Source organism: Mesorhizobium sp. ORM8.1, from assembly GCF_053005525.2.
The window spans coordinates 2,850,075-2,872,359 of the sequence record NZ_CM132600.1 but is presented as its reverse complement, the minus strand read 5'-3'; the positions used below and the strand labels follow the sequence as shown (position 1 = coordinate 2,872,359).

Below are 22,285 nucleotides of genomic sequence, written 5' to 3'. Positions count from 1 at the left end.
CCTAAAGGGCTTTCTCAATTGAGGGGCGCGGATCCCGCCTCAAGCGCGTCAATAGCGTCGAGCACTGCCTGGCGCTTCGGCTCGATAGGCTCATCGGGAGTGAACTGCGCGCACGCCAGCGGCGTGTACGCAACGGTCACCGCCATGACGAGATTTCTCGCCAAATCCCCGTCAGCCATGGCGTCGGTCGCGGTGCAGGCCAGTTCGCCAATCCTCATGTCATGGAACTCATTCTTACCGTCCTCAGCTTTTATGATGGCGCGCAGTTGCGCCAACGCCGTGACCCGATCGACAAGCTGCGTCTCCGGGTCACTAAGCAACTGGAGGCCGTGAACCTGTCGCCGTTTCTCGTCTGGCCAGCCCTCACAGCACGCCTTGATCGCCGCGTTGCTGGCCTCCCACCATGCTTCAGCGGCGACATACTCGTCTTCCGACGGCTCTTGGTCCGGCGGGAACCCCATATCGTCCCATCGTTCGACAGCAAAGGAGCCGCAGGCCGCGTCTTCAGCAATCATGCCGATACGCTCGAGCACAGCCCTCGCGGCATCAATCCCACGCTGCTTTTCTTCGGGGTTGGCGCCCCTGGCATTCATTAAAATGTTCATGACCGGCCTCGCTGTGGCTGTCCTGCCAACAGTGAACAAAATGAGAACAAAAATGTCAAGCCGGGCATTGACCCGCTAGGAATTTGTTCCCTATTCAGATGTTCGACGGATCGAATGAACAGGGCGGGCGCCAAGCGCTCGACGGCGAAAGCTATGCCAAAAACGGCTGAGGACAATTTCAAAATCGAAGTCTGGGATAAGCAGGAGTCGGCTCTTGTCGAAACGGTATCGCGGTCCCCGGATTTTTTCGTGTCGCAAGCAGCCTGGCAGGCGGCGATCCGGCGCAGGCCAGGAATGGTGCTGATCCATCTCAACGCAAGGCACTCGATGGAAAAGTTGATTACGCCGGGCGAACCTACCGTGAAGCTGGAAACCATTGTGGATGGTTCAATTCATGCCGGGCTCGATGTCGCGCTCGGGGATCTTCGAGATTGGCATAGTCTTCGGGCGTGGTGCAAGCACTGCTCGCATAATGCTCCGGTGAAGGCCGAAGCTCTTATCCGCCGCTATGGCAAGGAAGCGCTGTTCAGTTCTGTGGAGCGGGCGCTGTTTTGCACAAGCTGCGATCGGGGAGGGCCAGTGAGGCTGGAGATATTGTCGCTGCCGCGGTGAGGGACTGGTCGAGATCAGGTGGGGACAGCGGGTGGTGTGGTGGCGGCTGACGATAAAAAGGCGAAAAGGCCGGCGCCCTCGCTGGGAGGTTGCCCGAGTGGCGCCGGCCAGACGGTTCCATTTTTCAGGTCCGCCGCGCTTCAGGCATAGCTGATTCTTTACGTAGGTGGAGCGGCTGGCTTTACGTAGGTGGAGCGGCTGGCGGGTTAAGCTTTGGCTTTCCGCTTCGCAGATGCTTTTGCGGCTGGCGCGACTGGAGCTGCTTTTCGTCCAAGCCCGCTGGACTTTGCCAATGCTGATCGCTGCGCCGCATAGTTGGGTGCTGCCATCGGATAGTCGGGCGCCAAACCCCACTTGGCCCGGTATTCGTTAGGTGTCAGGCCTAGGACGCCGAGATGGCGCTTCAGCGATTTGAACTTTTTCCCGTCCTCGAGGCAGACGATGTAGTCAGGGAACACCGACCGCTTTGGGTTGACCGCAGGTACCAAGGGCGGCATCTCAGGTTCGGCGGGCTGACTAACCTTCGCCAACGACGCATTGACGCTTTCGATCAGCTCCGGCAGAGACGCCACAGGCACCGCATTGTTGCCGACGTAAGCAGAAACGATCTCCGCGGTTAACCCGATCAAAAGGCTTCGGCCGTCCTCAATCTCTTCCGACATGAAATAACTCCCGATGGATAAGCCTGAAAGCTTTACCGGCTTTGTTGAGAAAGGCCAGTGGGGCGCGGCTCGCGAGCACGATCACGCGCACGCTTGAATGATGCGGTAAACTTGCATCCTAGAGCAGCCGACCGCTTTCGCTATTCCGGCTGGGCCTACTCCATCAGCGTGCAATGCCATCACACAGTTCCGATCAAGCCGTTGCTTCCCGCCCTTGTAGACACCATCACGTTTGGCTTGCTCGATGCCGTCGCGTTGGCGTTCTTTGATGAAACGCCGTTCCATTTGAGCAACCATCCCCAACACGGTCAGCACGATATGGCCCATCTCTCCCCGGGTCGAAACGTGCGGATCGAGCACCGTGACAAATGCGCCTTTCTGCTCGCATTCGTAAATAAGGTTCAGCACATCGCGCGTATCGCGCCCGAGCCGGTCAAGGCGCGTGACGACCAACTCGTCACCTCGCCGGAGGAAGTCCAACACAATAGCCAGTTCGGCGCGGCCATCGCGGCTGCCGCCCGAAACCTTTTCAGACCGAATAACCTCGCATCCTTCCGCTCTCAGTTTTGCGAGCTGAGTTTCGAGATCCTGATCGATAGTACTGACGCGGGCGTACCCGATGCGAGCCATAGCGTGTTACCTCAAGGTTTTGAGGCTTCACGCTACCTTGCCGCAAATAGTCGATGTCAATTGCAAAAAGGCTTTCCACTTAGCCGGTCTGTATCGCCGACCTATTTCTCACTGAAGGCTCGAAATGGCATGTCCCACAAGAAGTCAGTTTGAAAATAGAGTGGTTTGTCCGGTGATTGCGCATCAGGGCAAAAGCCGGAGCTCTTGTTAAAGAATTTTCCACAGACCGGCGCACCAACATCGGGTCGAGGAGGGGCCGACGACCCGATGTTTCTCACGAAATCAAAACCAAGGAAACGCGGAAGGCTAGTCCCCTCATCCGGCACTGAGCCGGGAATGCCGGCAGTGGCATAAGCATGGCAAGTCATGCACGAGGATTTCTGAAAACTGCTCTCGATGACAGGGTTGGATAATATCGTTGGTAGACCCTGCGCCGTTACGAAATCAATTTGCGTTCCACGTAAGCGATAGAACTCCCACTTCGATTTTACCGTCTCATTTCTGACCCCCATCGAACCCGAAGCGCCCTTGCCGTCCGGGCCATTAGTGGTCGAGTCCCGCAGAACGTTTCCTTCATCGGCAGAAAAATCGGAACACGGACCAGCACCCGTTTCGCAATCAATATGGCCGAAGTCCGCCCAGAACCAGTTCTTTAGGTCTTTCGTAATAACGTGCAGCGACGCAAGGCCCCAAACTTCCGGAACATTGTTTTCCGGATTCACAATCACCCTCCAGTGAAACCTATCTTTGTCAGCGCAGGGCTTATCCGCAGTGCACGAGGTAAGTCGGATCCACTGAGCTTTCACCTCCTTCGCAGAGGGCTCGAATTCCGCAAGTGACGCTTTCCCCGCAGCTTTCGCGGCCGCCACTGCGTCGTCCAATCCTTCAATACTATACAGTCGCTTTGACCTGACAGCTTCATAGGTAGACCGGTTCATCCGAACTTCTTCGTCCCCCGCTGGCACACCCGCCGGCGCGGCGAAGGTCATAGAGCCTCCCGGCTTCATCCCTGCCGCAATGTCCAAAGCTGGGAATAGGCCTTGCAGATTAGCGGAGAGGACCGGCTTGTTTCCCGCGCGATCGAGCTTGTCCCACTCGACAGGGAGTGTTGCCGGTCGCTTGAAAACCTCGCTTTTGTTATCGACATATCGAAGGCCGCTCTGGCTTGGCGCTACAACTAGTCCGCTGGCAAGCGCCCACGTTTCCCATACGACGTCCTTGTCTGGGCCGTAATCGCGGACAGATCCTTTGGAAGGGTCGGCTTGGCCGGCACTGCCTGGCAAGGCTTGACGGTTGATGTACAGAAAGAGCCGCCATGCGAATTCGTCCGGATTGGATAATGCCATTTGGGCATCTTCTGGTGTTCCCCCAGGCTCAACGATCTGCTCAGCAGAAGTTGCGGCGGTGCTCCCTACTAACAGGAAAGCAAAACCTGCCACAGACCGCAGAAACATCCGCATCGAAATCTCCCAAAGAGTTACGGCAATGCGCCAGCATTTATCCAATCGACGATTTCTTCAATTTCCGCATCGATCATGTAAGGTCCACGGTTCGGCATTCTCGGAAATCCCGGAATACCCGTGCGCAGCGCAATGACCAGGTTGGCGTTGTCGCCATCTTTCGCATCGATAATTTTCTGGGAAAGTAGAGGCAGTCCAAAGGCCTTAGAGCTAACCAGTTGGTCCCGCGTGCTCCATCCAAATGGACCATTGTGCTTTGCCAGTATCGGCGCGCGGCCATGTTGAGTGGTCCAATCAGCGATTGCCTTATCGAGAAGCTGCTGGACACGCGCAAATGTTGACACCGCCGTCACCTCGTCAAGGTCAGAGACGCCTATTACTTCGCGAGAAATATATAAAGATTGCCACATGCGGAAGGCGTTCGCAACGATATTTGCGTGTGCCGAGCCTATGCCGCATCGTCAAAAATAAATCTCGCTCCAGTAAATATCTTCGTGTGGCGCACGATCTGCAAGGCAATTCAGTCGGTTGCTGATATTTTTAAATGATTTCGTTCTGCAGAAAGAAGACCTAGGCATCAAGAAATGCATGGAGCAGGGAGTTGCGTTGCGGACGGTAGTGGTGTAATAATAAAGGAATAATTCCTTGATACTGAACTCGTTAAATGCCTGTCGTATAAGCGGCGGGTGGCACGCATTTCTCTGTCTGGCGGAATGGGGGAAGCGGATGGCGTTGGGAGTCCCAAGGTTCGGCATTGCAGCCGGCCTAATCCTTGGTTCCAGTCATTTCTCGGTGGGTGCATCATTGCCAGATCCGCCACCCTGCGCGCCTTGCTTCGTAGGGGCACTCAAGCTAGTGGAAAACCCTTCGGATACCTCTGGAAAGACGAAGGTCTTAGCGGACGATATCTTCTTTATCGATACGGACGAGTTTGTTTGGAAAGCGGGTAAAGGTGATATCACCGATGGCGCGAGCATCCCACCCCTGTTTAAACCCATAATCGGGCTTTCTTTCGAATCTGACTACCTGCCAGCGGCGGTGATCCACGATCACTATACGGACGCCGCCCACAGGGTTCGGAGCTGGCGAGATACAGCTCGCGTTTTTTATCAGGCAATGCTGGTAAATGGTGTGGACGTCGTAAAAGCGAAGACAATGTACTTCGCTGTTTACACCTTCGGACCGCATTGGGGCGCTCTGGCACAAGGCATTTCGTGCGGCAATCGATGCGTTTTTTCGGTTCCTGACCAACTATCAGTCACCGCGGGTGGAACCGTTGTCGCCACTGGCGCCAAGGTGGAAATGAGCGCGGGTAAGGTTTTTGCCGAGGAAGGAGCCGATTACGCGGATGCACATGCAAATGAGCTAAATGAAATTCAAAAGAAGATCGGCTTAAGCGAGGTTCGGGGCACGCCGCTTTCGCTAAAGGACCTCGAATCTCTTGCGGTTTTCAATCATGGCGAGAATGTGTTCCTATCTCATGAATAACGGCCCAGTGATGTCGACTGGTGTGCTTTGGAGGAGTTCCATGGTGAGATTTTGGAAAGTTAGCACGTGCGCCGGGTTGCTTGTGTTTCTACAATCGGCATACGCCGCTGATTTGAAATCGAATATATTTGTAGCTCCAAGCCTTGAAACTCGTCAGGCAATCGAAACGCTGATTCCCGAGAAGAAGTCAGGCGAATTGACATGGAAAGAACTCAAGGTAGATCCCGATAAATTGCCACCACAGCAGACGCCGGCAACCGTCGATGCGCAAGGGAAGGTAGACGTGCCTTTTGCGGCGCAGAACTCTATGATTTTGCAGTTCAAGCCGGACACTACACAGAAGCAGGTTAATGATTATTTGGGGCAACACAACTATGAAGTAATCAGGACGTTTCCTGGGATAGGTGCTGTGCAAGTTAAAACAGACCTGAGCCGCTTTTTCCAACAACAAGGCACTGACAACAGTATCAACGATACCATTATCCGCGGCCTGGTTCAGGCAAGCCAAGAGTTTAAAAAGGATCCTAGGATTCTAGAGGCCACGCCGGACGTGGTAATGCAAGGACAAGCGGATATCACCAACTTCGTAATGCCAACGGAGGTACAAGACCAGGCTCCTGTTGGAGATAATGTCACTGATTGGGGTATCCGGGACATCCAAGCAGACCAGCTTTGGGCCCTGCCGGGTGCCCAGGATGGCGTCATTTTCGGCATAATGGATGTGGGCTTCGCAAAGCACGAAGATCTTGTCTTCCTGGGATACTCGAAGGATATGCCGATCGAAGATCACGGTACCCATGTAGCTGGCATCGCCTGTGGTCGTCACCCAACCTCCAGCGGAGTTCGAGGTGTCCTTCCAAATTGCTTTGTGCGGGCACAGTATGGCAATGTGTTTTTCAAGAGCGTTCAGGGAGGGCAAGTCACCCAGTTCGTGACACTATTCAGTCAGATATTGGGCAGTCTCAGCGATTTTGTTGAATCGACTGACGACGTGTCCACATTCAACATTAGCTTGGGCTACAATTGGGAGGGCAACTTCGGTATCAATCCCGATGCAGCAGATGCAACCCTGTCGAGATCTCTGGTGGAAATTCAGGGGCCAATGCTAGTCACGGTTCTGCGAAACGCCGAAAAGCGCGGCAAGATCATCTTCTCCGCTGCAGGAAATGACAGCACGGGGATCGATCCGCCCATCGGCGCGAAGTACGCTAGTCCGTTTAACTGGGCGGCGATCGTAGCCCGCGGTCAGGGTATCAACAACGGCGTTATCGTCGAAGCGCATGACAAAGACGGAAAGCGCGCTCCGTTCTCCAATACGGGAGGCGATATCTCGTGCCCGGGTGTGGACATCGTCAGCACGGTCGCATTTGACGGTCAGCACCATACTTCTACTTCAGCGTATGGTAAGATGAGCGGGACGTCGATGGCTTCACCCTACTGCGCGGCTGGGCTTGCCCTGTTTCGTCTGGTGCGGCCAAGCTACTCTAGCGAAGAGGCAATGGCCTGCTTGCTCAAGTCAAATACGAAGTCGAGCTCAAATGTTCCTATGTTGAGGCTCAAGGATGCACTGGGAGCTTGCCCTTGAGTTTTGAATCGAGTTCCAATTTCTTGCGGCTTTTTGGCTACGGGACGAGACGGCCAAGACGAATATTGATGCTAAATAAATAAAACAACAAGCCAGGGCTCGCGCAATGAAGTTGGCTTCGCGCTGAACGCGGCTACTACGGGCTCTAAATCCTTGCTGCCGAAATTGGCCCACTCTTTGTAGTGGACGGCCTTATTCACGGCCCACTGCTCGACCTTGCTCGCGCCATTCGAACTTGAAAGAGCAGCTTTTCGCGCCAGGGCCGCTTGCTTGGCCGCCGTGTTGCCCCAAGACTGAGCCGAGTCGACGGCCCTGCCGTAGAGGTCTTTTAGGCGCGAGACCACGCTAGGCAGAAGCTCGCTAAGTTCGTAGTCTCCGTCACCTCAGAAGACGGGGCTCGCGCATGGCGTTGCCTTGCGATCGCTGGAACTCTTGAATCCGGATGTGCCATAGTTGAGCGGCAGCTGCGAACAGCGCGCCCAGTCGAGACACCCGACATCTGGAGACGCCGACGAATGTCGCGCCCCGCGCTGCTCGCGCTACTTAGCCAAAGGGACAGTAAGTGCTACTGACTTCAGAACGTCGGTTGCAAGAGTAATTGTGCCTGCAACGACACTTGGATCGGTTGACTGGAATTCAGAGAGCAGCCCATTCGCAAATTGAATGGACGTCTTGTTGTCGACAAAAGCGCGTCGGCTGAAAGCGACGTAACCCCTTGCGCTGGCGGAAGGAACGGAAAATTCAATCTGCTTGTGAGCAGTCAACCCCTCCAGCCCATCTACTTTGGCCGTTACGTCGACCATTACTTCCTGTGCCATCGGGAAGCATATTCGGCCGGCGCACGGGTCGCCTACCTGCCTGTCCAAATTATGCGAGGCAAAGAAGGTGGCTGGAGCCCCCATTCGCGTCACCACAGCGGAGAGCACGAGGCTGCAACCAGACCTCTTGTCTTTCGAGTATGTCGTGCCGTCCAGCCAGCGCTGGGTTCCGTCCGAAAGATTTACAACTTCGGTTGACGATAGCGAATTCGGACATCCGCCGGCCACGCTCGATTCAGCATGTAGTGTCTCTACCGCCTTTTGCGTTGTGGCCACTTGGCCCAGAAGCGTGTTGAAGGCCTCCACAGCTTTCAATGTCTGGTCGCTGGACTCCGAAGATAGCTTTTGCAGCATGGTACCCGAAGTCCAAGTGATGTCGACGGTGTCGTCCGACAAACCGGCATGGGAATACGAAAGGTAATACGGCCGAGTGGTATCGGGGACAATTTCGGGAGCCGTCGTCGCAGACGCGATTGATAGCGCCGCTGGAGTGGCTTTGTCTCCCGTCCCGGCCGCTGGTGCATATGATGCGGTGAAGTGCAATTGCGCCTTTGGAAGATAATATCGGATGACCGCGCCATCGATCTTGTCCGAGATAGCCATCGATTGTTGGCTTTTGAAGACCTCTCCACCGCAGCCCGCTAGCGGCCCAATAGCTAGCGCAACGACTGCTACCGCGAGCGCACGCATATTCTTCCCCTCGTAGATACCCCAACACCGTAACCTCAGAACTAATAAATGGGGAGTGTCAAGTGGTAAAATCGGCAATTTTTGAACCAAACCCTTGCTTTTCAATCCATTGTACAGCTAAAGAATTACAGTGCCTCGGCATTTTCGGCGCGCTGATTAGGGGCGTCATCACTGGCGTTTTTGGACTTAGCTCACCGGTAGGCACCAAGAACTAGCAGCAGCCATTCCGGTCGCTTTTCCGGATTGCCAGATATGGCGCTGTTTTGCCGAGCAGGCCCTTGGCGATCACCATGTCGCGCTTGTGGCAGATCTCGACTCTGGCTGCCGCTGAGACTTTCTCGATCAGCGGCGTCGCAGCCGCGGCATTGTTGCCCAGGGGCTGCAGCAATCGCCATATTCGTCTCGATAGCCAGGTCGCCGGGGTTAAGCTGGAGTGCCTGGCTGAATGCCGCCTACGCCTTCTCAAACTGACCGGCTAGCGTCTGCGCCACCCCCAACCGGTTGTAGGCCTTGCTGGTGTTTACCATTGGGGCTGCCTGGGCCAAGGCGCGAACGCCTACCTCCACATCTCCGGACTCGATCATGGCCGAGCCAAGTCCAAGCATCGCCGCCTCATTGTCCGGTGCCTTCGCCAGCGCGCCGCGATAGGCTTGAGCGGCTTGTGTTGGGTACCCGAATGCAGACCAGGCCACCGATGCTGACATGCTCGCAAGGTCGACGGACCCAAATGTTAAGCACAGCCCCGAAATGCCTAGCACGGCTTCAACCATGCGGCCGATCGAGAGTGCATCTAAGCCCTAGATCAGGAAGATCGAGTTCGATGCCCGTGAAAGCGACCCCAGGACGATTGGGGCCGCGACTGGATTCTTCGGCAGAGGCTCAGGATGCCCAGCGGCACCCGCGACAAAGCCATGGGAGACGACCAAAACGAAGTAGATCGCCACTATCGCGGCCGGCCGAACCACCGTTCGGCGCGATGCAAAGGTCAGAAGCGTGCCTGAGGCCGGGCTTTCCGACTCGTGAGTCGGCTTTTGAGGAGCCTCGGCAATGGCGTCAAGGACTGAGTTAGGCGCAAAGCTGCCATTGGGATAAACTAGTGAATGGCCACCAGCGAAACCTTAGTGTCACTTCGAGGTTTAAGCTCGTTGCCGCCGTGTCACAAATGGTCGGTTACGACCCAGATGTGACATCGTGTGATACCCTGACGAGTTACGTCGCCTCAGGGCATACCCCGATGTGCCGGAGAGACTGCATCGGCGCAACATGCTGGCCCTAGAAGCTCCGCCTTAACAATGAAATCTATTTTTGAAGGGCGATATCACAGGCGGTCAAAGGGTGCCAAAATCCATGGCAAATTCGTCGATGCACTCCAACGGCATCAGCGAGCTGGTAACAAACGGCATTTAACAGGAATCAAGCTTGACGGGCTGTGCGAAGCGCTCTTTCTAGGCACCAATCAAATGGACAAGGGAAAGCGGTGAGATTTTCTCGATTCGGGGGCGGAAGTATTGGTCCTTCCGCAGGAATGCGTGCGCGCGCCGAGCACAGGTGCGCGAGTTCCAAGCGAGATGCCGACAGCCAGTCCGATGAGACATCTCAGCCTTCCCAGCGAGGTGCCGCTTCGCCGAGCGTATCCACCATAGCGGCGAACGAACCGCCGGCAGAATCCGACAAAGCTATTGACGCTGTCTACGATCCATCGAGTGCTGCCTGGAGCCGAGCGGCGCATGCAGATGCCGAAACTGTCCGTGCAATAGACTCGCTCCGGTCGAAAGCGCCATGGCATACCGCAAGCCGCAGCTCGGCGAAAGGGCATTCGACGATTCAGATTTCTGACGGTTGTGCTTGTTTCTCCCCAATCAAGCGGAGGCCTTGGTGAAGACCAAAATTGAGGAGATAACCGCCATCGAGGAAGGGCTTGCGCGTTTGCTCGTTGAGGACGGAGATTTTCGCGTCTTAGAGAGGGAATTCGGTCAATTCTGCCCCTTTGAGGCGCTCGGTATGGTGCGTTCAGAAATTCGGCATGGAAATTTCCTGGCTTATCTGCTGAACCCAGATCGACCTCACGGATTTCACACAAAAGTGCTACGGGCATTTTTGATGAGTGTTGCAAAGAACGCTTCCTTAGGTGGCACCAATTCCCGTTTGAAACCCCTCGACGTTCATCTGCTGGAAATTGAGGAAGCCGACGTACGACGAGAATGGCGCAACATCGACCTTCTTGTGGTGCTGCACTCTGCAAAAATAGTCATATTGATCGAGCTAAAGATAGACTCAATCCAGGGTGGTGATCAGCTTGAGCGATACCGAAAGATAGCCCAAAGCGAGTGGCCTGCAGCCGGTGGGTGGCGCCATATCAACGTGTTTCTTACAAAGTATGAAGAAGCGCCTCTCGACAGGGACTATTGGCAACCTCTGAGGATTTTTGACCTTGCAAAAGATCTGGAGGGAGTTGCAAACGGCCATAGCGATGGACCCGCCGCCGAAACCTTTCGGGCATACCTTAGAATGCTGAGGAGACACCACTTGGAGGATGAACGCCTTGAGGAGATTGCACGTAAAATATGGGCTCATCATAGTGAGGCATTGAGTTTTCTTGCCGACAGACGACCGGATGCTGTGGGTAATCTTTTTGACACCATTAAGGACAGGAAAAGTGAAATTGAAACGGCAATCAATGCCGCTGGCATTGCAGTAGTCCCTGATGCAGATCACCGAGCCAATGCTCGTTTTGCCTTCAAAAACTGGGACGATCTTCCACAGTTTAGGACATCTACGTGGACCGAGTCTAAGCGGCTGATTCTGCTAGAGCTGAAGCGAGAGAGCCAAAAATTCAATGCCTATCTCTATTTGGGCCCTGGTGATGAAATTAGTAGGGCGAAATATTTGGAATTGCTTGATAAGAAACGGATGCATCGTCCTAACGCTCGACCAGGAAAGGATTGGATGTGTTTGGCTAAATCCGAAATCTTTACTGCTCGGCATGACGACGAAATCGACTTCGATGTGTCGGTCGACATGATTAAAAAGTCGCTGCAGAATTTCGCCAAGAAAATTTTCGATCATTTTGACCCAATCCTAAATTCATTGCGTACAGCAGTTGAACCTACGATTTAGGAAGTGGCGGGCCGACAAAGTTATTAGAGAGCTATGGGCTCTGTTGCGGCAGGTCTATTCTATGGGTCTCCAAGGCGACCGCGAAATCTTTTGACTGCGCTTGCAGACGAACGAGCGGTCGACTGAGTCCACAGGTATATACTCTGAATCCAGCGTTCTTGAATGGTGTCGACCCGATGTTGGCAACGACAGCGACGGCATCTGCGGACCAACAAGCCCTTGGCGATCCGCACTGGCTCAAGCCCTATGCTGCAAAAGGCAAACACGACGCTGATGCACTTTCAACCCATCCGGCCATCGTGCCCCGGTGGCGGGTTCCGCCAGGACTAACGGCGATGTGAATCCACTCCATCGAGCCGCTACGCTGATCACTAGTCTACAAATTTGACATACCGTGGCCCAGCGCCATTGATTTGCCGGGACTTCATCAATATTTCTGGCACGACTTCACTGGTTCGCACCCGAGCTGTCTTCACCACAAATTTCGGTAGCGTCGTCGAGCGAGCGATAACAACGCGAAGAACCTTCGGCGCGCCATCGTGTTCCAAGACTTGGACTATCAAATCTTGAGCGTCAGCTTGCAGAAATATTCCGACCGAATCAGCGGACATGATCGGTCGCGCGGCCAAAGCGGCTCCGCCGACATTCGACGACCTGCTCGCCGCGATCAAGGCGGCTCGAAATTAGGATGGATGATCGCAAGAAACGGCTGAAGGCGCTGGCGTGATCCGGCACACTTACTGGAGGATTGCGTAGGAAAAGATTTTTTGTGCTGAGCTGTTTCTGCGGGCCTTGACTAACTACAAAATTCCTAAGAAGAGTGACAGCTTTCTTGTCGCAAAAAGAGTATGGCGGTTTTCGGAAAAGGGCTGTCAATAACATACGAGAGGCCCTTCCTTCTATCTGAACACTACTGATAAGAACGATTGTCGACAACGACTTGTGACCATTTCTCGGGGGTGAGCCCGCTGCTGTGTCATTATCGGCATTGGCGCGCGCAAGTCCCGATTGGGGGAGACGCGGCAAAGTGAGAATATTGTCCTACAATCCAGGGCACGATGGCGCCATTGCGCTAATCGAGGACGGCCGCCTGGTGTTTTCACTCGAGGCGGAGAAGGGCTCGAACTACCGCTATTCCGCAGTTTCAATTGCCGACGTGCTCGACGCGGTCGGTGAACTATCCGATGTTCCAGATGTCATCTGTATGGGTGGCTGGTGGCCGCTCGATCACCATGAATTCCTCCACGGCTCGCGTCGCAATGCGGGCTATCGCGGGGTATCCGAGGCGGGCGCAATCATGGAAAAGGGGCGCCTCCTGCGCGGCCGAACTGACTACTTCTCGTCCTCCCACGAACGATCCCACATAATGTGCGCGTTGGGGATGTCGCCCCTCTCGAAAGGCACGTCGAGCTACGCCCTGGTCTGGGAGGGCGAGATGGGCTCGTTCTACGAAATCGGCGCAGATCTAAGCATCACTCTGATCGGGGACGTCCTCACCCAGCCCGGCAATCGCTATGGATTGCTATACGCGCTGGCCGATCCGACCTTTCTAAGGACGGCCCCTATCCACGGGCCTCTGATGCCGGGAAGCTCATGGCGCTCGCGTCGTTCTCGACCCGCTCCACGCCGACGACAGACGAGAAGGCGCTCCTCGCCTTCTTGCTGGATGGACCCTACCGGAAGCTTTCGGATTATGACGCCCTCGACAAGGCTCCACATTTGGATGCTGGCCTAGAGGACGCCGCATTCCGCGATTTCGCAGGCATCTACAGCGACGCCATCTTCGACCGCTTCGAGAGGTTCGCGCGCGAGAGGCTTGAGAGAGGCAGACCGCTGCTTGTTGCCGGGGGCTGCGGCCTCAATTGCGACTGGAATACTCGTTGGGAGCAGAGCGGACTTTTTCTGATGTCTTCGTCCCGCCGGTGGCAAACGACACAGGATCCGCCATCGGAACCGCCATTGATGCCCAGTTTCGGTACACGGGCGAACCCAAAATATGTTGGGATGTGTACGCTGGCGCAGAATTCCGAACGGGCGGCGGCATCGATCACATCGCCTACGACGTTTTCGAGAAGGACTATGCGCTAATCGCCGATATGCTCGCCAACGATCTGGTCCTGGGATGGGCACATGGACGGTATGAGATCGGCCCCCGTGCTCTCGGAAACCGATCCATTCTCGCGGCCCCGTTCCGAGATGCCACCAGAGAACGACTGAACGGGATCAAGCAACGAGAACAGTTCCGACCAATCGCGCCCGTCTGCCTAAGAGAGGAGGCTGAGAGATGGTTCGGATGTCGTGTTGATAGTCCGCACATGCTCTACACTTTTAGGGTCACGACGAAAGAGCTTCAGGCAGTCACACATGTCAACGGAACAGCGCGCCTCCAGACCGTCACGAGCAGTTCCAACCCAGAGCTCCACGACCTGCTCGTCGCATTCCGGGACCGAACCGGATTTGGGGTGCTCTGCAACACCTCACTGAACTTCAAGGGTAAAGGCTTCATCAACGACATCACTGATCTGGATATTTATGCCAGGGAACACGGTCTGGACGGCTTCGTTGTGGGAGGTCGCGCTCATCTCCTTAGGAGTTCGCCGCGGTACCAGTTGTACCTGGGCCAAGCCGATGGCTCGCCAGCCGTCTCGTCGCATGCGGCCAGGGCGCGCTGACGACAACGTCGTCCATCGGATTAGGCGAAGCTTAGTGGATCTTCAGCATATGCGACCTTTCCAAGCCGGGTTCGAGGAAGATGAGGCGCTGAGATCAGCCTACATCCGCGAACTCACTCTGCTCCAACTTCGCGACGATGGATTGATGGATTGTGCTAACAGCCGGCCGCCTTCGATTCCGAGAACACTGGTGAGGTTTTGGCACAATGAACTTGAGTTGCCGGACGATGTCCGAGCCTGCATGGCGAGTTGGGATAGGCTGATGGACGAAGGGTTCGTCCTACGGTTGTTCAACGATGTCACGGCAACTTCCTACATCGAGACCTTCTATGGACAACGGGAGCGTGCCGCCTTCGCCCGGTGCGAACACCCGGCGATGCGCTGCGACTATCTGCGAATGTGTGTTCTGCTGGCAGAGGGCGGGTGGTACGTGGATGCCGACGACGTGCTACTCGGAGACGACTGGAAGGTGATCTTCCGAAATGACCGAATGAAGGTGCAGCCGCTCTGCTACGATATCGCTGCGGGCGGCATGATGCCTTCAGCGGATATATGGCGCACCGATCTTCCCGCCGGCAACCGTGTGTTTTACGTCAATAACGACCCCATTGCCGCGCCGGCCGGGCATCCCATACTGCGGTTAGCGCTCAAACGCGCGACCGACAGGCTCCTCGGCAGTGACGGTTTTCTCGAAATCCAGGCGACTACAGGACCTGGCAATCTAACTGCCGCTCTCGCCGCGCACGCGCACTTGTTGCAAATTGCGGATCGCCGCTTCGACTTTGAGCTCATTCGAGACTGGGACGGAATCGCCGAGATGCGTTGGGAGCTTTCCTACCGTAATGACCGGCGCAACTGGCGCAACGTCTACGGATGCTAAAGTCTTCAAATTCGGAGCGTGGACCGTGAACCTCCGTGACACAACTAAGGGCCTCCGGCGTCTTGCATTTCGCCTGTGCCGCGGCGCGATTGCCGCCATACCGGGCGGACGGATCTCGGCATTCGGTTCGGGAGGAAGTCAGATTGGCGCTATCCTAGTTCTGAATCTCGATAGGCAGCCTCGCAGGCTCAGACGGACTATGCGCGAACTGGCGCGTTTCCGGACCCGCGACGGCGCCCCGCTGACATCCATCACGACGAGAGTGCCGGCGGTTGATGCGAGGGATGGCCGGGCCGTGGCGGCATCTGCCGATGTCGACCCCATGTTCCGGCTGGGTGACCAGCTTCACGTGCAGCCGGACGCCCGGCTGGAGGAGTGTTTTGGGGCGGATCAGGTGGTGCGTATGACACGTCAGGAGATCGCTGTCGCAAGATCGCACGTGGAGGCCTGGAAGACGATCGCCTCGGGCGTAATCGAACACGTTCTAGTCCTTGAGGACGACGTGTGGTTCCGCCGGGGCGCGGCAGCCGCGATAGATCACGGATGGCGCGCAGCAAATGAGCGCTGCGGATTGGCAGGTCCCCGAATGCTGTACTTGTCTTACGAGGATGCGGGCGGCACGTGCGAACGTATCGAGGTTTGTGACGGGCTTTTTCGTCCGGTGCGCGGCCTGTGGTTCCTCTCGGGATATGTCTTGTCACGGGAAGGGGCAGACACGCTCCTCCGAGCGATGCCCGTCGTCGGCCCCGTAGACATGTGGATCAACCGCCGTTTCGATCAGCTCCGGCCTCTGGCGATGCGCACGCCGGCGATCTTGCAGCGAGCGGACGCAGTTTCGGACAACTCTTATTCGGTGCTACCTTTCCTCGCACAGGCCGGTGTGGTCGACGCGGATGCTGTCCGCGCGCCGTCGCGCGCTCGACCGGCGCGTGTGCTGGCGTGGACCGCCAAGAGTGAACGTGAGCCGCTCGCCATGGCCCTGTCGATGATCGGCCTGCGCGTGCGCACGTTCGACCACAATTCGGACGAACTGTCGATCGAAGAGCTTGATCGTCAGTTTGATAGGTATGATGCACTCGTTAACCCGCGGCTGACGGAGCACGCGTTCGCGGTCGCTTCGAGGTGCAAGCGCACAAGGTTCGTCCTTGAGCCGAACTCCCGACTAGAACGCGCAGAGCACGTCAGCCGCTTGCCGCCCTCCAGAACATCTTTCCTTCCGAACGATGGTCCTGGCGACACTTGGTGGTTGCCTCTCAGCTCGCTGCTTCCCGTAGAGCCGCCAATACAAGCCTTTCCAGCGGGGCCGCCTCGGGCGTGGAGGATGTTTCGCGATGACGCCCGAGCGTCCGGGTCGACGGCAGACGTTTTATGGCAGAGCGACGAGATGGATGACACCGCTTGGGCGATCGCACGAACGCCCGGCTGTCCCGCTCGACCACGGCGTGACGGAGCCCCGATGCCCCAGTTGGTCACCCTTATGCAGGAAACGCTTACGAAGCCGACGCCTCACTTCCGCGCTCGCGTCGGAACGTTCCCCGGCAATAGGGTCGCGTTCTCCAGGGAGGGCATTGTCCACGGCCCGAACGGTGCGGCGGTGACTATCGACGGAGTCGAATCCGGGGACCGGCTCTACCGGTCCGGCGCCTTTGTTGCCGATAATGCGCTTCTACACGGGCGCGTCGAGGTGAACATCAAGGCGGCTCGGGGGGCGGCCTCGTCACAGGCTTCTTTCTGCACCGGGACTCGCCTCGACAGGAGATCGACATCGAGATTACAGGTGACGACCCGCGTAACATGCTGGTCAACGTCTACTTCAATCCAGGTGATGACGGTACGGCCCTCGACTTCGGCTACCGCGGCTCACCATGCCGCGTCGACCTCGGCTTTGATGCAAGTCTCGATTTCCATACCTATTCGATCGAATGGTGTCCGGACCGCATCTTATGGTTCGTGGACGGTGCGCTCATGCACGAGCGGGGCAGTTGGGATCCGACGCCGATACCGCACCTTCCCATGAAGCTCCACGCAAACCTCTGGTCACCACGTTCCGAAGGCCTAGCCGGGCCGTTGGAGGACCGCTCGATCCCGTCGACGGCGATGTTCAGGGATGTCGCGATCCGCGGCTTCATAAATCTGGATAACGAAACCTCAGCTAAGCATGGTGGCGTGCAAAGCCCAGTCGCGCCTTGTATATGCACGGAGGCTCTACTGTGCTTGGCGAGAGCGGTCGAGCCGAAAGCATAGCAGACGCGTAGCCGGCACTGTAGGCTCCCCAGGCAGCTATCGGCCCAAGGAGTCGCAAGGCCAACTTTCAAACCTCGTCAGGGTATACCCCCGCGTGACGTAACCCAGCCAGCACCGCACTGCGTAACATCCGGGTCGTCGCCGACCATTTGTGACAGATCAGCGTCAGGCCTAAACCTCGAAGTTACATTTGGGCCTTTGTGCACGGCGTAAGGCAACGGCGGCTTTGCGCCCCATGCACGAACCCGCTTCGCGGGAAGGCGCGGTTGGCAATGCGGTATGGTAATCTTCGGCTTTGAGTGCCTAACGGCCCGACCAGACCATGGAGTTCCCTTCAACGAGAGGAACTCGCCATGGCTACCCTGCCGACCAATGCACCGATATCACCGCTTCGTCAGCGCATGCAGCAAGACATGCTGATGCGAGGTCTGGGACCGCATACACAGCAGGATTACGTGCGTCACGTCCGGCGCTTTACCGCATTCCTTGGGCGCGCTCCCGATACTGCGACGCCCGAGGACATCCGTCGCTTCCAGCTGTATCAGCATGAGAACGGCGTCGGGCCTGCGACCATCAACGGCGCGGTCTCAGCGTTGCGGTTCCTGTTCCTGATGACGCTGAAGCGGCGGGATCTGGCCCGTGTGCTGGTGATCATGCGCTATCCACGCAAGCTGCCAGACGTGCTGAGCGTGGAGGAAGCGGCGCGGCTGCTCGAAGCAGCACCTGGTATCAAGTACAAGGCCGCGCTCGGTGTTGCCTATGGCGCGGGCCTGCGCGTATCGGAGGTCGCGCACCTGAAGGTCGATGATATCGACTCCACACGCATGCTGATCCGCGTCGAACAGGGCAAGGGACGCAAGGACCGCAACGCCATGCTCTCGCCGCAACTTCTGGAACTGCTGCGGCTGTGGTGGCGCGAAGGCAAGCGGCGCGGGGTGATGCTTCCGCATGGCTGGCTGTTCCCGGGGCGCAGTTGCACCGATCCGATCTCGTCGCGGCAACTGCACCGCGCCGTCCAGGAGGCTGCTGAAGTCGCAGGCATCCGCAAGCGCATCAGCCCGCATACGCTGCGGCACAGCTTTGCCACCCATCTGCTCGAGCAGGATGTCGACATCCGCGTCATCCAAGTGCTGCTAGGCCACAGCAAGCTCGATACGACCGCGCTTTACACCAAGGTCTCGACCCGGACGATCCACGCGGTCGCCGGGCCGCTCGACCGGCTGATGGCGCTGATGGAAGGCAAGTCGCCGCCCGGCTGATCCGTGCGCGCCTCGATCGAGGTCGCCGACATCTTCCGTGCCGCCGGGCCCGCCTATCGGGCCGCCTATGCAGGTCATCTGAGTCTGCAGCAACTCAAGGTCATGTCGGCGATCGAGCAATGTCGTACCGCGGCCCTCGGCGGGCATGTCGAAGCCTGCGAGGACTGCGGCGAGTGGCGCATCGCCTACAATTCCTGCCGCAACCGGCATTGTCCCAGGTGCCAGGGCGCGGCCGCGCGTACATGGCTCGCCGAGCGCGAAGCCGACCTGCTGCCGGTGGGATACTTCCACGTCGTGTTCACGCTGCCGGCCGAGGTCGCCGACATCGCGTTCCACAACAAGGCGCAGGTGTACGATCTGTTGTTCAAGGCGGCATCGGAGACGATGCTGACGATCGCGGCGGATCCCAAGCACCTCGGCGCGCGCATCGGCATCACCGCCGTCCTCCACACCTGGGGCTCGGCAATGACGCAGCATCCGCATGTCCACATGATCGTACCAGGCGGCGGCATCGCGCCGGACGGAAGCCGGTGGATATCGTCGCGTCCGGCTTTTCTCCTTCCAGTGCGCGTGCTCGGCAAACTGTTCCGCCGGCTCTTCCTCACCCGGCTGGTTACGCTGCACGAGGCCGGACGGCTCAGCTTCTTCGGATCGATGGCGCACCTGGGCGACCGCCAGGCATTCCTGCGGCACCTGTCGCCGGTCCGGAAGAAGCGCTGGGTGGTCTATGCCAAGGCGCCGTTCGCGGGACCGGAGGCGGTGCTCGCCTACCTGTCGCGCTACACCCACCGGGTCGCGATCTCGAACAGCCGGCTGATCGCCTTCGACAAGAGCGGCGTCACCTTCCGCTACAAGGATTACCGCCGTGACGGCGCCAACCGCCAGCAGGTCATGGTGCTCGCGATTGATGAGTTCGTCCGCCGCTTCCTGTTCCATGTCCTCCCGCACGGCTTCCATCGCATCCGGCATTACGGCCTGCTTGCCGGCGGCTCCCGCAAGGCCAGCCTCGCGCTCGCCCGCGAACTGCTGAGCGTTGCCACACCTCCCGATGACGACACCCCGCACGCGCCGGAAGACTTCCGCCCGTCATGCCCGTGCTGCGGCGGACGCATGGTCGTCATCGAGGTGTTCGAACGGTGGAGGCAGCCGCGCGGACCGCCCAACGCGACCGCAGCGAGCCGGGAGAACTCTCCATGACCCGGCATGGCCCGCTTGCCCCCACGACCGCGCTACGCCGGCGCAGGTCAACGGAAACGCATGTGCGCTTTGCTGTTGCGCCGGTCATCAGGCACGCGAACCCAGTCAGAATCACCGTAACAAGCTCCCCGACCAAGCCGGACGTTACTTCCTCGACACGCTCGCAGCACGAAATGTGAGCGTTCGCGACAGACGCTGGCACACCCGCCACACAAATCCCCATAGCGCACAGCATGCGGCCCGCGGGTTCCTGCATGGGAGGCTTTCGTACGCCTGACGGCACCCGAAACCCTTCACAATCTCCGCCGTTTAGCTCGGCTTAAGGCGATCCCGGTAGCTGCCGTTGAAGCGGAAGGAATTATGTGCGGTGGCGTGTAGCTTGTCGGGGATCACGACCGTGCTGTCCTGCTCCAAGAGATCTAGCAGGCTGTTGAAAAACTGCTTTGTTCACGGAACGTATCAGAATCAGGCCGAGCACAAACCAGATTCAAAACGGGTATCTCCGATCCTTTTTCCACAGCCTGCTTGCTAGGCGAAGAATGGTGCGATAGTTCCATCGAATCACTAGAGTATCGCGTGCGGGTTGCGCTGATCAGAATCGATGAGCCGCTTGACCCTTATGGAAAGTCAGCTTCGGCCGCTGTTTGCTTCCAGTCTGTCAGTTCTTGGAACTGAGCGTTAAGCTCAGCCTCTACCCTTTCGCTCGCTACGCGCCCGAGAACCAACCGGAATGGAGGGGTGTGGTGCTGCATTGTTCGAATGATGCACTGTGCCGCTCGCGCAGGATCACCCGGCTGATTTCCATGGATTCCGCTATTTTCCTTTCGAAGAAGGCCGGCGGTGGCGGCGTAGTCTTCAATCTGACGGCTGGCCTGACGCAACGACCTTCCGGCAAAATCTGTCCTAAAGGGCCCAGGCTCAACCAGGAGAACGCGGATGCCTAGTGGTTGAAGCTCCTTTCGCAGGCCGTCAGACATTCCCTCAACCGCAAATTTGCTAGCCGAATATAGAGCGTTGCCCGCCTGAGCGAGGCGACCGGCTGCGGAAGACATGTTTACGATATAGCCATGTTTACGCGCACGCATTCCCGGGAGCACCGCCTTCGTCAAGCGGACAAGACCGAAGAAGTTGGTGTCGAACAGGTCGCGCAATTCCTTGTCGTCACCTTCCTCGACCGCCGCGCGCAGACCAAATCCCGCGTTGTTGACCAGAACATCAATTGATCCGAACTTCCGTTCGGAACGATGCACGACCGCGTCGATAGCCTTAGCGTCAGTCACATCCAGCTTTTGAATCAGACATCGATCCGTCCCGAAATTGGTCGTGAAATACTCAAGTTCGTCTGGATTTCGGGCCGTTAGCGTTGCGTTCCACCCGCCCTCCAGCACAGCTAGTGCCAATGCCCGGCCGATGCCTGTCGAGCATCCCGTAATCAGCCAATTCTGCATTCAAAAATCCTCCTTTTGTAGAGCCTCAGCTAGAGGCCCGGAAACATCGCTTGACCAATTCAGCATATTCATTATATCAATTAAAAAAAGCAATACCGGAGGATCACAGTGCTGGAGGGCATCGGGCCACTAAACCGAGCAGAAGGAAGCCTGGCCGAGGAACTCGTGCGCCGAATCGAGGCGCTCATCCGCGAGCGCCGTGGAGAAGGCAATGAACGGCTCGGCTCCAAGGAGGAGTTACGTCAAACCTTCCAGGTTGCCCATGGAACAATGAATGAGGCAGTGCGAGTGCTCGAAACGCGCGGTCTGGTCGAACTGCGCCGCGGGCCGCAGGGCGGCGTTTTCGTCGCTCAGCCATCAATTTTTCTCCGGCTGAGCAATATTTTCCTTGGCTTTCGCAAGAACTCCGAGTCCGTACAAGACTGCCTCGCCGTGCGTGACCAACTGGAGGTTCTAACAGCTGTCGAGGCAGCCAAGACGGCCCTTTCCCGTCCCGAAGACGTGAAGGAGATGTATCGGCTTTACGACAAGATGGCTGAGACGGTCGACGATCTAACCGTCACGCTGAAGTGGAATTGGGAGTTGCATCGATGTATCTCCCGGATGGGCGCGAACAAGATACTTTCCGGAATTTATATGTCCCTGCTCGACTATATCGAGCAGGAGCTCGACGTCGTAGCATCGGCTACCGTTAGTGACCGCCCCCAGAGAATCCTAAAGATGCATCGAGACATCGTCGATGCAATCGCGTCGGGCGACGTTGATCGGGCAGCAGCTGCGGCGCGCCTTCATCCCCTTCCGCCTGAAGAAGGTCCTGACGTCCAGATGGGCGCACTCAAGCCATATCTCACGAAAGTGCGCGAGCCATGACCGACATTGATCTTGTTGGAATGGCAGGAGCGGCCCCGGTGCTGAGCT

The 22,285-nt window shown here is 57.3% G+C and carries 21 protein-coding genes and 1 pseudogene; 12 read left to right on the top strand and 10 right to left on the bottom strand.

Going from position 1 to position 22,285, the window contains the following annotated elements; translation table 11 throughout:
- Window positions 1–14 precede the first annotated feature (14 nt).
- Window positions 15–605 carry a hypothetical protein gene (locus tag ACVDG8_RS14615; RefSeq protein ID WP_447255277.1) on the bottom strand — a complete coding sequence of 197 codons (591 nt, stop codon included), beginning with the start codon at window positions 603–605 and terminating at the stop codon, window positions 15–17.
- Between the two features lie 114 nt (window positions 606–719).
- On the opposite strand from ACVDG8_RS14615, the gene ACVDG8_RS14610 reads away from it, so the two are divergent.
- Window positions 720–1,217, top strand: coding sequence for a hypothetical protein (locus ACVDG8_RS14610; RefSeq protein WP_447255276.1), 498 nt, complete (start codon window positions 720–722; stop codon window positions 1,215–1,217).
- 206 nt (window positions 1,218–1,423) lie between these two features.
- Here ACVDG8_RS14610 and ACVDG8_RS14605 read toward each other — a convergent pair whose 3' ends face one another.
- The 4 genes from ACVDG8_RS14605 to ACVDG8_RS14590 form a co-directional block, all read right to left on the bottom strand.
- Window positions 1,424–1,879, bottom strand: coding sequence for a MucR family transcriptional regulator (locus tag ACVDG8_RS14605; RefSeq protein WP_447255275.1), 456 nt, complete (start codon window positions 1,877–1,879; stop codon window positions 1,424–1,426).
- Between the two features lie 81 nt (window positions 1,880–1,960).
- Window positions 1,961–2,509 (bottom strand): recombinase family protein, encoded by a 549-nt coding sequence (locus tag ACVDG8_RS14600; protein WP_447255274.1) that lies wholly within the window; start codon window positions 2,507–2,509, stop codon window positions 1,961–1,963.
- Window positions 2,510–2,610: 101 nt separating this feature from the next.
- Window positions 2,611–3,969, bottom strand: a complete 1,359-nt coding sequence (locus ACVDG8_RS14595; RefSeq protein ID WP_447255273.1) for a hypothetical protein — start codon at window positions 3,967–3,969, stop codon at window positions 2,611–2,613.
- 17 nt (window positions 3,970–3,986) lie between these two features.
- Window positions 3,987–4,379, bottom strand: a complete 393-nt coding sequence (locus ACVDG8_RS14590) for a hypothetical protein (RefSeq protein WP_455707771.1) — start codon at window positions 4,377–4,379, stop codon at window positions 3,987–3,989.
- 316 nt (window positions 4,380–4,695) lie between these two features.
- Between ACVDG8_RS14590 and ACVDG8_RS14585 the strand changes: the two genes are divergently transcribed.
- Together ACVDG8_RS14585 and ACVDG8_RS14580 are read left to right on the top strand one after the other, a co-directional pair.
- A complete protein-coding gene (locus ACVDG8_RS14585) occupies window positions 4,696–5,457 on the top strand; it encodes a DUF1353 domain-containing protein (RefSeq protein ID WP_447255271.1) in 762 nt (253 codons plus the stop codon).
- Between the two features lie 40 nt (window positions 5,458–5,497).
- Entirely contained in the window at window positions 5,498–7,042 is a 1,545-nt protein-coding gene (locus ACVDG8_RS14580) for a S8 family peptidase (RefSeq protein ID WP_447255270.1), read from the top strand.
- Window positions 7,043–7,113: 71 nt separating this feature from the next.
- Here the strand turns inward: ACVDG8_RS14580 and ACVDG8_RS14575 are convergent, their stop codons facing one another.
- The 4 genes from ACVDG8_RS14575 to ACVDG8_RS14560 all read right to left on the bottom strand — a co-directional run bounded on the left by ACVDG8_RS14575 (window position 7,114) and on the right by ACVDG8_RS14560 (window position 9,320).
- The gene (locus tag ACVDG8_RS14575; RefSeq protein WP_447255269.1) at window positions 7,114–7,386 is read right to left on the bottom strand and encodes a hypothetical protein; all 273 of its coding nucleotides are present in this window, start codon (window positions 7,384–7,386) and stop codon (window positions 7,114–7,116) included.
- 195 nt (window positions 7,387–7,581) lie between these two features.
- Window positions 7,582–8,550: a hypothetical protein gene (locus ACVDG8_RS14570; RefSeq protein WP_447255268.1), complete on the bottom strand. Its 969-nt coding sequence runs from the start codon at window positions 8,548–8,550 to the stop codon at window positions 7,582–7,584.
- A 211-nt stretch (window positions 8,551–8,761) separates the two neighbouring features.
- Window positions 8,762–8,938, bottom strand: coding sequence for a hypothetical protein (locus ACVDG8_RS14565; protein ID WP_447255267.1), 177 nt, complete (start codon window positions 8,936–8,938; stop codon window positions 8,762–8,764).
- A 64-nt stretch (window positions 8,939–9,002) separates the two neighbouring features.
- Window positions 9,003–9,320, bottom strand: coding sequence for a tetratricopeptide repeat protein (locus tag ACVDG8_RS14560; RefSeq protein WP_447255266.1), 318 nt, complete (start codon window positions 9,318–9,320; stop codon window positions 9,003–9,005).
- Window positions 9,321–10,425: 1,105 nt separating this feature from the next.
- On the opposite strand from ACVDG8_RS14560, the gene ACVDG8_RS14555 reads away from it, so the two are divergent.
- From ACVDG8_RS14555 to ACVDG8_RS14520, 8 genes and pseudogenes are all read left to right on the top strand, one after another.
- Window positions 10,426–11,667, top strand: coding sequence for a PD-(D/E)XK nuclease family protein (locus tag ACVDG8_RS14555; protein ID WP_447255265.1), 1,242 nt, complete (start codon window positions 10,426–10,428; stop codon window positions 11,665–11,667).
- 1,036 nt (window positions 11,668–12,703) lie between these two features.
- Window positions 12,704–13,402, top strand: coding sequence for a hypothetical protein (locus tag ACVDG8_RS14550; protein WP_455707770.1), 699 nt, complete (start codon window positions 12,704–12,706; stop codon window positions 13,400–13,402).
- Between the two features lie 145 nt (window positions 13,403–13,547).
- On the top strand, window positions 13,548–14,339 hold the full coding sequence (locus ACVDG8_RS14545; RefSeq protein ID WP_455707769.1) for a carbamoyltransferase C-terminal domain-containing protein: 792 nt from the start codon (window positions 13,548–13,550) through the stop codon (window positions 14,337–14,339).
- Window positions 14,340–14,601: 262 nt separating this feature from the next.
- Complete coding sequence (locus ACVDG8_RS14540) at window positions 14,602–15,219, top strand: glycosyltransferase (protein ID WP_455707768.1); 618 nt, start codon at window positions 14,602–14,604, stop codon at window positions 15,217–15,219.
- Window positions 15,182–15,913, top strand: a pseudogene (locus ACVDG8_RS14535) (glycosyltransferase family 25 protein); the annotation flags it as partial. The gene ACVDG8_RS14540 and the pseudogene ACVDG8_RS14535, both read left to right, overlap by 38 nt.
- A gap of 1,037 nt (window positions 15,914–16,950) precedes the next feature.
- The gene (locus ACVDG8_RS14530) at window positions 16,951–17,463 is read left to right on the top strand and encodes a family 16 glycosylhydrolase (protein WP_447257351.1); all 513 of its coding nucleotides are present in this window, start codon (window positions 16,951–16,953) and stop codon (window positions 17,461–17,463) included.
- 353 nt (window positions 17,464–17,816) lie between these two features.
- A complete protein-coding gene (locus ACVDG8_RS14525) occupies window positions 17,817–18,722 on the top strand; it encodes a tyrosine-type recombinase/integrase (RefSeq protein WP_447254306.1) in 906 nt (301 codons plus the stop codon).
- Between the two features lie 3 nt (window positions 18,723–18,725).
- Window positions 18,726–19,919, top strand: a complete 1,194-nt coding sequence (locus ACVDG8_RS14520) for an IS91 family transposase (RefSeq protein ID WP_447254307.1) — start codon at window positions 18,726–18,728, stop codon at window positions 19,917–19,919.
- A 617-nt stretch (window positions 19,920–20,536) separates the two neighbouring features.
- Here the strand turns inward: ACVDG8_RS14520 and ACVDG8_RS14515 are convergent.
- Entirely contained in the window at window positions 20,537–21,367 is an 831-nt protein-coding gene (locus ACVDG8_RS14515; protein ID WP_447255260.1) for an oxidoreductase, read from the bottom strand.
- Window positions 21,368–21,475: 108 nt separating this feature from the next.
- Between ACVDG8_RS14515 and ACVDG8_RS14510 the strand changes: the two genes are divergently transcribed.
- Entirely contained in the window at window positions 21,476–22,237 is a 762-nt protein-coding gene (locus ACVDG8_RS14510) for a FadR/GntR family transcriptional regulator (protein WP_447255259.1), read from the top strand.
- The last annotated feature ends 48 nt before the right edge of the window (window positions 22,238–22,285 follow it).